Raw genomic sequence first — 16,056 nt, 5'->3', positions numbered from 1 at the left:
GGCCGTTCGTCAGATCCCCACGTCCCACAGGACGTGATCATCAACGAACAAGATCCACTTTCGCAACAGACCCTAGTCGGAAAGGTCCTGGCCAACCTGCATTGGCGTGCCGTCCAGCCTGCGCTGTCCCTCTCCGAACATGACGGAGAGCAGCTCCGCACCGCCACCGCCGCGTACCTGGAGCGCTTCCCCGACAGTACTGTCTTTCGGGCCGTCCAGATCGGACCTGAGGACGATCCCCTCAAGAACATTGCCGACGAACTACGTCGTTCCCATGAGAACACTAAGGAGCTCCACCGCAGGACCGCCGCCGGCGAACTGCCCGCTGGCATGCTCGTCCTGTCCTCCGGTCGCAGCTACGCCGAGATCCTGCTGCGCCCCTCCGCCGAACGTCCGCATGTCTACGCTGCTGACGCCGTCACCCACCCGGCGGAGGCCGCAGCCGTGCAGGCCGCTCGCTCAGGACGAGTGGCCGTGGACACCAGCGCTGCTGTCACCCTCGCCCTCCTGGAACCGGGCGTCGCCGAACGACTCATGGGTCACCCCCGATCACTCGTGACGACCGACCAGCTCTTCACCGACGCACTGCACGCGCAGGAATCACTCGCTCTACGTTCCGACATGGTGCTCACCTGGGACGAAGGCGATGCCCGTCCTGCCGTCCGTACCACCTCTGCCGAACAGCTCACGCAGATGCGGACCACCTCGGCGCGTCTCGTCGAGGTGGTGCGGGCAATGCCTCGCGTGCCTCGGCCGGAACTACGCAGCCTGCGGCAGCTGCCTGTCCACAGGACCAACACACAGTGGCTGACGGCTCTCGATTACGCCAAAGAGCACGGTCTCGTCGTGTGGTGCGACGACCGGGTCCTACGGGCCGTCGCGCGGTCCGAAGGCGTGGGGACCTTCGGCACCCTCGCGCTCCTCGACGCCCGTGTCGACGCTGGCTTGACCACGCCAGAGGAAGCTGTGCTGACTAAGGCGGAGCTGCTGCGGAACCACTACGTCGACATCCCCTTCTCCGCCGGCCTCTACGACGCTGCCGCGCTGGCCGACGGCTGGCAGGCCGGAGCCGTCGCCATGGCCCTCTCCCGTCCCTCGGCCTGGACCGACGCAAAGGCAACCGCCGCTTTCGCCCTCGACGCCGCCTCCCGCGCCATTGGCACTCTGCCGCACGAGGCCACAGGATGGATCAGTGCCGCGTACGGCGGTCTTCACCGAGCCACGCTCCTCAGCCACCGGCAGCGTAACCTCCAGGCGTTCTCGCTGCAGGTCCTCATGCAGCCCTGGATCTCATCAGCAACCCTTCCCTTCGCATGGGCAGGGCTGCGCGCTGGCGCGGAAACTGTAGGCGACAGCGGTACTTCTCTGGAAGAGGCACTCTCCCTTTACTACCGTGCCCTCGCCGAAGAGTTGACCCCCCTAGTTGCCGCCGGCACCTTGACCGCCATGTTCGTCCATACCGATGAAGCGGACCGAGCCATGGCAGCCCGCGTAGTGCTGACCTCCCCCGAGCACTGATCGGTTTCCACGCTGCCATTGATCGGGCCAGAAGCCGATCGCCCGTCCGTGGCGCCGACCGAGGCCGGCGCCGACTCCTGCCGAGGCGTCCGAGCGGGATCTCGACCTGCTGGTGATCGGTGACGTCGGGTGAGGATGAGCTGGGCAGGGTCGTGGCCCTGCTGGCTCGTCTCTCGGGCGAGGAGCGTGATCGTGTGGTGCGCGTTCTGGACGGCTCGTCCTGGCGGGAGCCTTCGGTGTGCGCGCCGCGGTTCGTGCCCTTGCCGGCCAGAGCGGGTTCGTCTGCGGTTGTCGTCCGAACACGCATCGTGGAGGGCTGAGCCTGCAGATGAAGCAGGCTGGATATCGGGTGAGGCGCTGGCGGTCACCTCACCCTAATCACGCCTTAGCATCGTGGCCCTGGTCGCCTGCTCGCCCACTCCCTCACTTGCTTGATCGTCTCGTCCGGCGTAGGCATCGCCGAGTACACCACAAACTCCGCGTAGTTCGGATTGTCGATCGGCAGCGGCGGCAGAGGATGCTCGCGTAGCCTGGCCACCAGGTATCCGGCCGCTAGCAGATCGCGGGACTTCTCGATGTCGAGATCGACCTTGCCCGCGTGCCAGTAGGAACCGTCGTATTCGATGGCCAGCTTGTGCTCCTCGAATGTCTCAACCGTGATGTCGACGAGCCAGTTCGCGCGCCGGGTGAATGCCTCATGTCGTATCGACTGGCCAGACGACGCCCGGCCGAAGGCCCGCTCAGCAGCGGACCAGTGATCAAGCTCTATACGGGACTTACCGTGCTCTCGGCACTCGGGGCAGCCGCTGCCGTTCGCCCGTGAGGCCAGGGGAGCCTCCCATGTGTGATCCAGGTTCGCGGAGCAGATCCAGGCCGGTGTGAACGAGGTCTGAGCGGTGGGCCGCACCTGCCACGCGGACAGAGGATTGGTGGGCGACCATTCCTCCGCCAGATCAGGGAAGTGGTAGGCGAGCGAGTCGAGGATGGTGCGGCACTCCGGGCAGCGTAGACGTTGGCCCTGCTCCCGGCGGGCCGGTGTCTCCTGCCATTCATGGCCGCAGTCTTCATTCCGCCACCACACGAGCTTGCGTGAACGGGGCGACACCTTCGACAACTGAGTCTTGCCGTTCTTGGCCGGGTGCCACTGTGCGGCGATTTCGGTGTTGAGTCCGAAGGCATCGGGATCGGCCTCGACTGCCTCGAGACGCGTCGCGCGTGTGTCCTGGCCGCGGCAGGACGGGCAGCCGTTACGCAGATACGTAAGCGGCGACTGGCGAGGGCGGTGCCCTCGTGGGCAGCGTAGCTGGCGCCGCTGGTAGTCCGCGACCATCACGATGCGGGGATCCGCGTCATCGTCCCAGGCGGCGAGTAGTTCGGGTATGTCTGCGACCGCCGTGGTCTGGTAGCGGGCGTGCTGCGCTTTCCATTCGGCGCGTCGCTTCGGTTCGCACTCCGGACACTCGCTCATGTTGACCATGTCGAGGATCCGTTTCCTGAACTGCAGTCCGCAGTCGGGGCAGCGCCAGGCCGCTTCCCGCAGAGCCTTGACGGTGACGGTTTCCCAGGTGGCGGTGTCATTCTCCTCATGGTCCCACCAGTCGAGGACGGGCAGTTCGCTGTCCTTGAGGAGGTTGCGCTGCTTGGACCCGGCGCGCTTCGTCGTCTGCCGCTCACGCCGAGGGTTGATCTGGCACTGGCAGCCGAACCCGATGTCCCCGAGTCGCTCGGCGCTCACACGACCACAGTACCGGCACCGGACATGGTGCGGGTCGTCAGAGAAGGAGGGGCTGGTCAGTGCGCTGAGGTAGTCGTATCCGTTCTTCTCGGCGTGCTCCCGCGCCTTGCCCTCGGGAACCGGGCTCAGGTCCACGTACGCGCCCATGGCCTGCCGAGCCTTGCGCGCCCACTGCCGCCAGTAGCAGGCCCGGCACGTCGCTTCCCCGTACGTGTTCTTTTCCAGGGTGTACTCGAAGCGGTAGTGCGCCTCGCAGCCGCATGCCAGGCATCGGGTCAGCCGCCACGCTTTCGGCTTCGTGAAGGGCTCCAGCGGCTCCAGGCCGCCCTCACGCAGCATGTGCGTGATGTGAGTGTCGCACCAGGTGCTTTTCGTGCGTGTGGAGAATGCAGCAGGCTGCCCGCAGTCCGGCTCGGAGCACAGTTGGGGCGACTTACGGGGCAACGTGGAACTCATGCGAGGATTTTCGCAGGCCGGCGACTTCAACGGCACGAGAACAGCTCGTTGCCGATGGTTCGGCAACGAGCTGGTGCATGGTTAGCGGCGAGAGGTCGAGAGCCTCGGTGGCACCGATGCTCACCTCGGCCATTGAGGGCCCAAGGCCACAGTCTGCTGGTGGGAGAGCAGGCCGGCGACGGCCTGGACTATGTCACTCATGTGATCGCGGCGGCCGAGGGGGACGGGTCAGCGCCCGCCGGTTCTTGAGGTGGGCGATGCCGTGCCTGACCCAGATGCGTCGGGAAGAGTAGGCCGTGTGCTGTCGCTCCTGGGGGAGAGTGACTGCAGTGGTGGTGGTCATGCGGTTAGGCCGCATCAGCGGACGTGAGTGCGGGAGCTGCTGGGTGCGCCAGACGGCAGTCCCGTGCTCAGGCTCGTCTGACGAGCCTGAGCACGGGACGGTGCGGTCCGGACGATCAGACTGCCTTCGGCTGGGAGTCGGCGAGGTCGTTCAGCACCGCGTTGACCACGGGCCAGCACATGTCCAGGGTGTCGCGGTCCGGGGCGTGAGCTTCCCGGATCTCAGCGCGCGGATGCACGAAGTTGCGGTACTTGCGTAGCTCGTGGCAGAAGCGTTCGACGTCGGCCCCGATCCAGCCGGCGTCGTGACAGGTCTTGATCAGGGAATCCAGGCTCACCCTGTCGGGGGAGGTGCGGCCGAGCAGGGAAGCGTCACGCTCGTGAACGACGTGGACGAGGACGCCTTCGAGGAGGCTGCCGAGCATGATGATGGCGGCCACGTGGGCGCCGTTGGCGTAGCAGGTGTGGGCCTCGTCCAGGCGGTGTTGGAGGAGGCCGGCCATGTTCTTGTCCGTGATGAGGTCGGTCATGGTAGCTCGGAGTTCGACTGGGCCCTGGCTGCCCGGATGGGCGAGAGAGGGGTCGCAGGCGACGAGGCGGGGTCGGCCGCCGGGGTTCTCCAGGCGTACACCTTCATGGATGAGGAAGGCGTTGACGGCGGAGACGACGGCGGGGAGTTGTTCGGGCTCGTCGAGGTACTCGCGTGGGTCAGCGAGCCGGAGCAGGACCCTCTCCAGCTCGGTGGGGTCCTCGCGGCGCCCGGTGAGCTGTGCGAGGGCCCACTCCATGCGGTACTCGCCGTCGTACTCCGGCACGCGCTGCCAGCCGGCGTGTTCCAGGAACCGGGCGATCTCGTAGCCCTTGCGGTAGTAGAGGTGTTCGTCGCCGCAGATGACGCGGGCCAGTTCCTCCAGGGTGTTGGCGTCCAGGATGCCGAGAGGGGAGTGCGGGGTCATGCCGAACCTTCCGTGATGCCTTCGAGTTCCTCGTCCTCGGCCGTTTGCAGGACAGCGAGGGGATCTGCTGCGTCGGTGGTGTCCGCGGCTTCCGCCGTGTCCTCGGTCAGGTCCTCGTCGGAGGAGAGGTCGAGCGGGGTCCATTGCACAGCGGAGGGCGCGGTGGATGGTGTGAGGGAGCGGGCGTCGTCGAAGATGGCCGGATGGATGCCCAGCCGGTTCAGCTCCGCCCACAGCCCGGTCAGCGACTCGTCGGGGTCGAAGCGGAACTCGCTCTCTCGGATACGCCAGAACGTCCAGCCCACCCGCTGGAGTTCACGGTCGCGTCGTTGGTCGCGCCGGATCTGCTCGGGCGTGGAGTGGAATCGGTCGCCGTCGCATTCCACTGCCAAACGGCTGCGGGCACCCACCACCACGAGATCGATGCGCCTGTTCCCAGCGGGGAACTGCGGGATGACGTGGTAGCCGCGTGCCTTCAGGCGCAGGTAGACCTGCTGCTCGAAGAGGGACTCGAACGGATCCTGCGGGATGTCCGCCGAGACATCGCCGATCTGGTCGGCGGTCGCCAGAACGGCGGGCGGGTTCTCCATGTAAGCGAGGAGATTGAACCGGAGGTCTTCATTCTTCAGGCGGTCCGGCGGAATCGAGTAGAACAGCCGCATCTGGTCCTGAGCCCGGGAAGCGGCGACGTTGTACGCCTGCCGTTCGCTGCGTGCACCGCCCGCGATGCGTGGCGGGTTCGTCGCCACCATCGACAGCAGGATGACGTGTCGCTCGTCTCCCTGGAACGAGGCGGGATTGCCCACCCGAATCTGGTGGCGTTCGCGTACCGGCGCCGGAATCCTCTCGTTGATCAGCTGTTCCAGGAGCTTGACCTGCCCCACCGGGCCTTGCAGGGCGATGACGCCCATGGTCTTGTCCTGGTAGGCGGGATCCTCGACCAGCCGGGCCAGACAGTCGGCAACGGCCTCGGCTTCCTTGGGGTTGCGTAGGCGGCTGTCGCGGCCCTGGGTGACGGCTCCGTCGACGAAGTGCGTCACGAGCGGGTCGAGGCGCTCACCGCCGAACTGTCGAAGTGGTTGCAGCTTGTCGTTGTAGAAGGTCCGGGAGGACCAGCCGATGATTTCGGGCATGCAGCGGAAATGTTCTTCCAGCCGGATCACCTTCGGGAAGAACGTGGACAGCAGCTGGTAGAGATTGGTGGCAGGGGTGTAGAGCTGGCGCAGCATGGGCGGCATATCCGGCAGGTGCGTGAGGAGCCGGTCCTGGATCGCCTGGAGCCGGCCCATGCCGCTGACCGGGGGCGCGCACTGCTTGTCGTCACCGACGACAATCACGCGGGGAGCGAGCCACAGCAGGAACAGCGCGTCCATGCCGGCCTGGCTGGCTTCATCGACGATGACGACGTCGAAGACGTCGCGCTTGGGCGACACCATCTCCGCCACCTGAGAGATGGGCATCACCCATGCGGGCACCGCTCCCTGCGCCGTCCGCATGGCGTCGTGCGCTGCGGCACGGTAGCGGCCCGCGTTGCGCCCCTTGCCCTTGCCGTATGAAGCCATGTGATTGCGGTATGCCTGCAGCGCCGAACGCTGCTCCTGCGTCATGCGCTCCAGGCAGTGCAACCGGCCCCATGCGGCCGCAAGATCGCCGGTTAGGGCCTCCAGACGGCGCTCGCACTCACCCAACTCGCCTTCCAGCTGACGTTCCCTACCCGGCGTGCGTAGGCGCTTCACGAACGCGGAGGCCGTCGCCCAGGCCCATGCCTCGGCCAGGGAGCCCAGTCGCTTTTCCCAGGTCGGGTTGTCGGAATCCTCCGTCAGCTGGTCCGCGAGCAGCGGGTGTGCCCGGCGCAGACTGTCCAGGAGCACAGCGCATCGTCGCTGGCGGTGCTCGCGCCGATGCGCCTCCCGCAACGCGTCAAGTTCCTTGGAATAGCGCTCGGTGTCCTGTTCCCGGATGGCATGTGCTGCGGCCAGCGCCTCGGGGGCGGGACGCGAACCCTCCGACGGGGTACGCAACTGATCTTCCCACGAGGCCAGTCGGATCAGCGCCTCGTCCGCGGCCCGCCGATCCGACAGCGCTGCCAGTGCCTCGGCGAAGTCCTGCCAGGCCATGCGTGAGGTGAGATCAATGTGCAGGCCGTGGCGGACGAGGACGTCGTCGATGCGCTCGCGGGCGGCACCGAAGGCGTCGACCTGCCTCAGGCGCGTGTATGCCTCCGTCAAGGACGCCAGTCGGAGTTCCAGCGGACCGTCGGAGAGGGGGGCGTCTACCTGCGCCCACCGGTGCGCGATCGCGTCCACGATGGAGAGGGCCTGCAAGTGTGCAAGGACGGCGTCGAGTTCGCTCGTCGTACCGGGCGAATGACCGTCGACAGAGCAGACGTCGAGGAGGTCCTGGGCATCCTTCTGAGCCTTCGAGGCCAGGAGGCTGCCGCGCTTGCGTAGCCTGCCACCCCCGGCGAGATGGGTTCGCAGGGCGGCGCCGGCGGTGCTGAACGCGTCGGCCTGCCGCCCCGTGAGCGCCTGGGGCAGGACCACGCGCCGTGTGACAACGGCTTCCAGCTGCTGTGACACCTCGGTGAGCTGGTCGTTGAGAGCGTCCACCTGACGCCACATGGCGAAGTTTTCGCGTGACAGGCGGTCGGACAGGGCTTTCGTCGTCCATTTGCCGGTGTCCCACTGCTTGGCGTTTGACGGCAGGCCGAGGTGGTGCAGGGCCGTACGGCAATCGCGCGCGAGCGAGGCCAGTTCGTCGGTGACGGAGGTGTCGAGTTGCGCGAGACTGTCGCGGATGCCGACCGCCTCGAGGGACAGGCCATCGTCGGTGATGCGTCCCGCCTCAATAGCCTGACTCAGATCCTCGGGAGAGGGGAGGGTGTCAGGATCCGGCAAAGTACCCCCGGCCCGGGGTTCCGCGGCGCCCTCGCGCAGCAGGCTCAGCAGTTCGGCTGCCTGAGCGGGTGACAGCGGAGGGAAGGAGGGTGCCGGATCGCCCTCCGGAATCAGGCCGATCCAGGAGTGGTGCTCGGCGTTGTCGCGGACGCGCTGCACGATGACGGCGAGAACACCCCCGTACCCTGGAGCGATCTCCGGGTGCCGGTAAACCTCTGCCTCCCGCAGTGAGATCACCTCCTCGGTGAGCGTGGCAATCCGTTCACGTACCTCCTCGCGCTGCCCCGCAAGTTGGCGGATCTCGTCCCGCAGCTGCTCCGGATCGCTGGCAGCGACCTGGTCAGTCAGGGCATTGATCGTCCGCTCCAGTTCGTCCGCCCCGTCCTGGCGGGCGGAGCTGAGCAGGAGGACGCACAAGTCGCGTACGGCAGGCGGAAGTTTGTCCCGCAGGACGGTCAGGGCCTGGTCCCGGGCGCTGGTCACCAGGACCCTCTGCCCCTGGGCCAGCAATGCCGAGACGAGGTTGGCGATGGTGTGCGTCTTGCCGGTGCCTGGTGGACCCTGTACGACCACGCCGGTGTCGTGTTCCAGGCGCCGCAGCACACTGCGCTGGCGTTCATTGGTCTTGCCCGGGAAGAGCGGGTCGTCCCCGAACAGGGGCGGGATCTCTCGCCCGTCCCAGTTCGCACGAGCCTCCGCGTCCAGGGGTAGCACCAGCTGTGCCAGCGCCAACGGCGCGTGCGCCTCGGAAGCCACGCTGTCGGCGATCCGCTCATAGAAATTCAGCAGGGCGTTTCGGTCCCGGGGACGCAGCACCAACGCCGGGGCGTACGTGAGGCGTGCCCCCGGCTCCGGCTCGCGAGGAGGCTGCCACTCGGCGCTGAACGTCACAGGACGCTGCAGTATGCGTTCCTGCCACTGGGCCAGGTGCTCCAAGGTTTCCGAGCCGAGGAGATGCAGTGACTGGGCCGCGATCTCCTCGGCGAGCGCGGCCGACCGCTCGGGGATCCAGCCGTCGTCGGTGTCGAGAAACGCCTGGTCCTCCAGTCGTACCGCTCCTTCGGCCGTCAGCCGGACAGTGAGCCGGGCGGTTTTGCGGTCTACCGAAGTCTCCACCCGGTGGGTGAGGATGTGACGATGAACTGCGTCGCCGCGTGGGTCACTCCAAGTCAACAGACCTGTTACTAAGACAAGTTCGAGCTGGTCGTCCTGCTGGGTCAGTTTCTGGTGCCAGTGGTAGACCTGCTCGTACAGCTCCCGCAGGGCCCGCTCGGCGCGCTCCCGCTCGGCCCAGCGTCGCCACCGCGCCAGCCACGGTCCGTAGGCCCGTAACACTTCGGCCGCGTCTTCGCGGCGAACGCTGTGGTCGTCGGTCTCCTCCCGCCATTGGCGACCGTCCTCGGCCCGCACCAACTCCTTCCCCGGTCCCTCGCCCGCGAGCGGCGGATCCTCACCGTCCGCGTCCCGGCACAGTTCAGGGGACACCCACCCGTCCAGCACTTCCGGCAGCGGCGGCGGGGCGGCCTGGGGCACGTGGTCGAGGGTGAGCAGGACGCCGTCGGGCCGGTCGACGGGGCGCCGTACAGAGGCCGGCAGACTGGCGAGCCACAAACGCTCCCGCGAACGCCGGTCGTCCCGTAGACGCTGGTGGCTGCTTTGGACGACCTCTCGCAAGAAGCCGATCAGCCCAGTGGTCTGCCCGATGACATCAGGGCTGTTCGCGGCGTACCGTGGCACCTTTACCTGTCTCCCCTCAGCTGGTGACGAACGTTCCAGAATCGGGTGACTGAGGAGGCACGACAACACGGTCCGGGAGAATGGCGTGATCCACACGCTGTATAGGCTGGATTGGCGCACTGTAACCGTACGGTGAGAGACTCGCTCCTCAGGTGCCCGTGCGGAGCGTAGGATCTTTGCGCGATTCAGGCCCTTGCGCTGTCCTCGCTACGCGGCTCTTCTCGCACTGTCGTCCGAACGTTCAGCCGGTGCCGCAGAAGTGGGGTGCGGCCGCGGGGCACGTAGGTGCGGCGGACCTGCGGCAGCAGTGACACGCCTGATTCGCCGAGGAACACGATCCAGGCACGTGTGTTTACCGCCCCTTTTTGATCCGTGGCCACTCGTGAGCGATCCAGCGGGCGACCTCGGAACGGACCTGTTTCCCACCCAACGAACTGCGAGGATTACACCCTTCGCAAGTGCACGATTCCCCTGCCTAGTGCGGACCCGCTGTTCACCCGTCGCCCGTCGAGACGCTGCCAATATCCCCACCAGCTGCTACGGAGCGGCCGCCGACTGCGGTTACGCCGCCAGTTGCTGGGTGCCGTGTCGGGGGCATAGCGGGTGCAGGTGCGGGTGTCGCACCGTCGCCTGTCACCGCGGAGCCGATACTCCCCCCGGCGGCGATCGAGCGCTCCCCGGCGGCACTGACCACCATGCCACCGGGGGAAGCTGACGATGCAAAGTGGGCGTACAGGGCCAGGGCGATCCCCAGCAGACCTGCGGCGCCGCCGCCGACGCTGGCCCACGGGTCAGCTGCCTCGATGTCGATGACTGCACCGGCGACGAGTGCTACCGCGCCAGCAGCGCACAGCCCGATCCCTGCATACATCAAGGCCCTCATGCCCTCATCAACTCCTCTGCGTGGTCCTCGGCCGACAGGTTGGGTCCGCGGCTATTGTGTAGACCCCAGTGTCTATGTAGCTCATTCATGCCTGTGTCCTGTGCTGTTAGATACGGAGCTGGCGAGCGCAGCATCTTCCTCTTCGTACAGCACCGCGCTGAGGGCTGCCTGCATAGCTTGGGGCGCTGTCCTGTGCACGGCATGAAGGCAGACGTGCCATGGAGCCAGGCTGAGTGCTTCGATGGCGGCCGCACAGCCTGCGGGGCTCTCGCCCCATCCTTCAGCGACAGCGGCTTTGAGGCTACCTCGCTGCCTCCTGGCCCAGTCTTCCGTCTCTGAGGCAGGAGACAGCAACGCATCGAGCTTACTGGTGAGCTCATCGACGAAGTCCTGGTCGCCCTGCTGGCTGGCTGCTGCTGAGATGGCACACAGTGCACGCACCTGTTCGGAGGTGTCAGTCAGGGCGTGAGCGGCGACAGCCGCTTCAGCGTACTGCTGTTCCTTTATCGCGAGGCGGACGGTGGTGAGCAGGGCAAAGCTGTGCTGCTCGTGGAGGTTGCTGCCGGCGCCTAGGTCGACAGCAGTGAGGAAGTCCCCGCGCTGGGCGGCCCAGCAGGCAACGCTGCTCAGGACCTGGTCCCGCTGTAGGGCCTCCGGCAAGCTCCGTGCCAGCTCGCAGCCCTGCGTGTAGTACCCGAAGGCGGCAAGCGCTTCAGCGATCGACGCTACGGCCTCGTCCTTGTTGATGCCATCCGGCAGCGCGTGCGACAGGGATCGGGCTCGGTCGTGCTGACCGGTCCAGGCCAGCGCGGCCGCAACTGAGGCGACAGCTTGTTGATGGCCGTGTGCATCGGTGGCCTGCGCAACCAAGAAAGATGCCTCGGCCTCCACATCCTGCTGGTCGTCCAGGGCGGGTGGAGACGATGTCATCGGCCGTACAGCAACATCACTCAAGGCAATTGATTGCAACCGCAGTTGCGTCTCTTCAATGTGCTGGCTGACGGCCATGGCAAGATTGAGATGGCCCTGACGGAGTAGCAGCTTTACATGCTCGGACAGCACATGATCAGGCCAGTTGGAAGCGGTCAACGCGTCGGCCAAGGCGTGCGCATGATGCGCCAGGACCGAGCCCTGTGAAGTGCCGTCCGTCCCGGCCAGGGACTGCGCGGTCAGAGCCAGAGCCTCGGCCTGATCTGCCACATGAGGAAGGAATTGAATAGCTTCCAGCGCGCGAGGCGCTGAGTCGGCTCGTACCCAGATAGCGGCCACCGACGCAAGATGGCGGGAAGCCAGCGGAGACGCGGCGATTTCCCGTACCAACGAAAGAGCCTTTTCATCCTCACCACGCGCGACAAGACTTCCAGCCATGGCCGTTAGGACCTTTGCTCGGAGCCAGCTGTGTTGGGCGGTGGCGGCCACGGTGTCTGCGGCATCATCCTGGCCCGCATCAGTGAGTGCGCTGGCCAGTTCAGCAAGGGCAGCTTGGGTGTGATCGGCTGAGAGAAGCTGCCCTGGAGGCAGGGATCCTTCGGCCTCCCGCATCTCTTGCACCAAGTTGCCTGCGAGTTGCAATGAACCACTTCGGGCAGCGGCTGCTGCTGCCCAGCCGAGCCCCTGGGCCCGCCAACGCGGATCAGTGATCGCGCGAGCGATGTCCGCACCGTAGGGGGGTCCGTTCGAGGCAGTCGCGCCGGCGGCCGCCTCCAACAAGGCCATGGCCTGCATGTCCGGCTCGCTGATCCTCCGAGCAGCTTCGATGGCAAGGACCGGCGCGCTCGATTTGGCTAGGATCGCTGCCAGTCTGGCGACATGATGAGACTCTCCCCAAGAAGTGCTCCGCCGGGCCGCGTCGGACGCCTCCTGGGCCAGGTCCTTTGCTTGCTCTCGACTTCCGGCGTACAAGTGGGCGGCTGCCACGTTTGATAGCGCCCGACTCCGACTGCGGGGGACACTCAAACTTCGGGCCAGTCGGGTGGCAGGGCCAAGATCGCCTGCCGCTTGCGCCAAGCCAGCCACCACATCCGCCACAGCTTGTTCCCACTCATCAGGCCGCTTCAGGGGCTGCAGCAGTTCGACTGCCTGCTCGTGATGGATGGTGAGAGCTAGAGCCTGCGCTGCCATGGTCAGGCCATGGGTACGCAAGTTACCTGCGATCACTTGGCCGGCAAGCCCGGCGGCCTCGTGAGCGAGCTTGACGGCACTGTCAGCCTCGCCGGAAACAGCCAGAATTGTTGCAATACAAGCTAGGGAAGTCATCTGAGCGTACGGATCGAACAGTGACCTGCAGAGCTCGGCCGCTCGCTGGTGTTCGCCAGCGTAGGTCAGTGCTACAGCACTGGCTGCCAGAGCGTCGGCCCTTCCCCCCGAGAGGGCCTCTTCGGCCACCGCGACAGCATCCAGATGCCCATCTTTGGCCATGGCTGCAGCGACGTCCGCCAGCAGACGAGCCCGTAGACCGTCATTACCCACCGTTCGAACTACCGCTACAGCCTGCAGATAGTTGCCGTCCATGGCCAAAGCTTGAGCTGTCACGGCGGGCACGATGTCGGGCATCGATGAAGCGGCCGCACGCGCGAGGCTCTCTGCCGTGCTGCGCTGCCCGGCCTGTAGCGCGGCATCGGCAGCCTGCGCCAGAACCTGGTCACGTGCCTCTCGGGGAACTAGCGTGCACGTCATGTCAACCGCCCGGTCTGCGGCACCGGCTACAGCCAGCATGGCCACCGCGCACGCTGCTGCTTCCCCGCGCCGCGGCCCAACCGCATTACCCGCGATGTGCGCCGCCTCACCGGCTACCTCTGCCGCCTGCGGCAGAGCACCGATAGTGACCAGGGTCTGCACCACCCCCATCAGTGCCCGCAGACGTCCCAGTTCGTCCTGACGGGCACGGGCCAGACTGACCGCGCGCCGCACATGCCCCAAGCCCGCCCATACCGCGATCAGCGCATCCGGCAGACTTTCGCTGCGCGAAAGCAAGGTATCGCGCCGGACGGCTAGCAAGAAGGCGTTGCCGACCTCAGCAGGGCTGCAGTTACCGCAGACCACCAAGCTGTCAAACGCCGCAGACAGCTCCGCCAACGCATCTACGTCGGAGCCTGAGCGCTGCCACAAGCGGCTGTGGCGGTGAGCGTCGCTAGCCAGCCTAACGAGTCGTTCCGTATCTCCCTGTGTGCGCAGCAGTTGGCTGTACCCACGTAGCAGGTACTCCGGTGTACCAGGCGGCCAACGTCGTACCTGAAAAGAGTCTGCCCACTTATGCAGCCGTTCTCGGAGCGTCGTCAGCTCCTCGTCGGTGAGCAGCTCGATCGCGCTACGCTGGATCTCTTCGTGAGCGAGGGTGTAGACACCAGCAGCCAACACGCCGTCTTCCAAAGAGGACCAGTGAGGCGAGCGGACCCGAAAAGCGCGACCTGTGACCGTGCTCAACTCCCGCTCAACCAGCCGGGGACGCGTACCCGCCAGCTTGGCGAGGTCTGCCGCCGTCAAACCCCCGCCAGCGGCCGTCACCAGCCCGAGCAGCTCCCGTGCAAGGCCACCAGCGTCCAACATGCGCACGAGGCTGTCCTCCGCTTCCCGACGCACCGCAGCCGCAAACGGTGACGGCAGTAGCCATCGGCTGATGGTGCTGCGCCTCAACGGATGAGCATCCGCTACGTCGTCGGGGATGGGGGGATGCGGCCGCCCAGCCACCACCACCCGCATCCCGTGCGCAGGCGAGCCCGGTAGCAGGGCAGCAATGCTGTGACTGTCCGGTCCAGCCAGCACCCCCCGATCCTCATCCAACCCGTCGACGACGAGCACCAAGCGTCGACCGCGCCCTTCGCACATGGCTGCTGCCCGCTCCATCGCGGCGAGCAGGCTTGCCTCGCGCGTGTACTCGGTGACTGCTGGCTCCTCCTCGCCAAGCAGCGCATAGAACTGGCGGTGGACCACCTCGCAGAATGCGGCACGATCGTTCTGCCGGTTCAAGCGCGACGTGATGAAGAACGACACGATGTCGACTCCGGCAGGAGGCTCGAGGACGAAACGGGCCATCAGAGCTGTCTTGCCGGCCCACGCGGGGGCCAACCACCGCCAATACGCGTCGGCGCCGCTGCTTACCGTCCCCGGTGCACTGCAGAACTCCGCCATCGCTGCCAGCTCGTCATCTCGCCCCCGAAACTCGGCCGCCGCGAGGGACTCTACTTGGTAGCGGTAATCGGAAGTAGTCACGCGTGGTGGCGCAGTCACGTGGAAAATGTGATTACCGTTGCCCGTGACGGCCATGCCGATATTCCCACCGGCCGCCACCGATCGCGCCCCGGCTGCCGTAAGAAACCCCGCGGCCGGCAGCGCCTTCTGTCGGCCTGGACGGCCCCACCGTCTACCCCACACAGGTGCCGATCCTCCCCCTCGTTGCACGCTGCCTCACCCGTTCTGACGCAGATAATCCTGGCACGACGTCGCTGTCGGCAGTCAGGCGTCCCGACAACTTGAGAAAGGTGCTTCCCGGGCCGCAGCCTGGTAAGTTGGCATGTGGCAAAGAGCTCGTAACACGATCACGGTTTGTGCTTCTTGAGACGTCTCCAGCAGATGAGGCAGCAGGCCAGGGAGACGAAGGCGTCGTGTAGTTCGGTACGGCGTTCCCAGCGCACTGTGAGGCGCTTGAACTGGTGAAGCAGGGCGAAGGTCTGCTCGACGACGTAGCGGAGTTTGCCTAAGGGCTGTCCCGTAAATGATCTTCTGTCGGTCTCAAGCGTGGTGGATCGCCGTGCGGTCCGCTTGCCTATCCGGCGAGGGCGAGGTTGTGCATCCGGGCGATGCCGAGCATGGCGTGGTGGACGCCGTCGCCCTTCAGGCGGCAGTCGCGGAGGATCTTCCAGGTCTTCATGCGGGCGAAGACGTGCTCGACGCGGGCTCGGACCTGCTTGTGGGACTTGTTGTGCTCCTCTTTCCAGTCGGGGAGTTCGGTCTGGCCGCGCCGCCGGCGGTGGGGATGACGAGTCCGGTTCCGGGGTAGCCGCCGTCGGCGATCGTGAGGGTGTTGCCGACGGCGGCCTTGGCGCCGGATTCCTCCCATGCCTTGAAGTCGTTGCGGTTCCCGGCGAGCGGTCGGCCGACTACGACGACCCGGCGCGTGTCGGCGTCGATGACGACCTGGTGGTTGGTGGAGTACCGATAGTTCTTCGACCGCTCGGCGATGGCGTGATCACGGGTGGGGATCAAAGTGCCGTCCACGATGAGCACGGCGTCCTTCGCGAACCGCTTGCGGGGCTGGAGCGCGAGTAGCGGCCCGAGATGGTCGATGATCCGGTCGGCCGCCGACTTCGACACCCCGAACAGCGGCGCGAGCTGCCGCATGGTCAGGTTCGTGCGCCAGTAGGCTGCGACCAGCAGGGCCCTGTCTTCCAGCGGAAGGCTCCAAGGCCAGCCCCTGCGAACCGTGTCCGCACCCTCGCGCCGCAACACCATCACCAGTTTCCCGAAGGCACGCGGGCTCAGCCCGGAGAACGGGGCTATCCAGGAAGGCTCCGACGCTGTGATCACACCAGTCAC

At 66.4% G+C, this 16,056-nt stretch carries 6 protein-coding genes and 1 pseudogene; 1 reads left to right on the top strand and 6 read right to left on the bottom strand.

What is annotated here, in order from left to right; genetic code table 11:
- The coding region (locus IE245_RS33140) for a PIN domain-containing protein (RefSeq protein WP_229851914.1) at positions 1-1,518 on the top strand (1,518 nt) is incomplete at its 5' end.
- Between the two features lie 385 nt (positions 1,519-1,903).
- On the opposite strand, the gene IE245_RS33135 is transcribed toward IE245_RS33140, so the two are convergent.
- From IE245_RS33135 to IE245_RS33115, 6 genes and pseudogenes are all read right to left on the bottom strand, one after another.
- The gene (locus tag IE245_RS33135; protein WP_189954471.1) at positions 1,904-3,709 is read right to left on the bottom strand and encodes a zinc-ribbon domain-containing protein; all 1,806 of its coding nucleotides are present in this window, start codon (positions 3,707-3,709) and stop codon (positions 1,904-1,906) included.
- A 458-nt stretch (positions 3,710-4,167) separates the two neighbouring features.
- Positions 4,168-5,007, bottom strand: a complete 840-nt coding sequence (locus IE245_RS33130) for a hypothetical protein (protein WP_189954469.1) — start codon at positions 5,005-5,007, stop codon at positions 4,168-4,170.
- The gene (locus IE245_RS33125; RefSeq protein WP_189954468.1) at positions 5,004-9,641 is read right to left on the bottom strand and encodes a PDDEXK-like endonuclease domain-containing protein; all 4,638 of its coding nucleotides are present in this window, start codon (positions 9,639-9,641) and stop codon (positions 5,004-5,006) included. The genes IE245_RS33130 and IE245_RS33125 overlap by 4 nt, the downstream gene beginning before the upstream one ends.
- Positions 9,642-10,605: 964 nt before the next feature.
- On the bottom strand, positions 10,606-14,787 hold the full coding sequence (locus IE245_RS33120) for a P-loop NTPase family protein (RefSeq protein ID WP_189954466.1): 4,182 nt from the start codon (positions 14,785-14,787) through the stop codon (positions 10,606-10,608).
- A gap of 272 nt (positions 14,788-15,059) precedes the next feature.
- Positions 15,060-15,290 carry a transposase gene (locus IE245_RS37465; protein ID WP_373305446.1) on the bottom strand — a complete coding sequence of 77 codons (231 nt, stop codon included), beginning with the start codon at positions 15,288-15,290 and terminating at the stop codon, positions 15,060-15,062.
- Positions 15,287-16,056 (bottom strand): annotated as a pseudogene (locus IE245_RS33115) (transposase). Before IE245_RS33115 ends, IE245_RS37465 begins: the two are co-directional and overlap by 4 nt.

Source organism: Streptomyces roseolus, assembly GCF_014649855.1.
Classification (GTDB): domain Bacteria; phylum Actinomycetota; class Actinomycetes; order Streptomycetales; family Streptomycetaceae; genus Streptomyces; species Streptomyces roseolus.
This window is presented reverse-complemented; position numbering and strand designations above follow the sequence as displayed.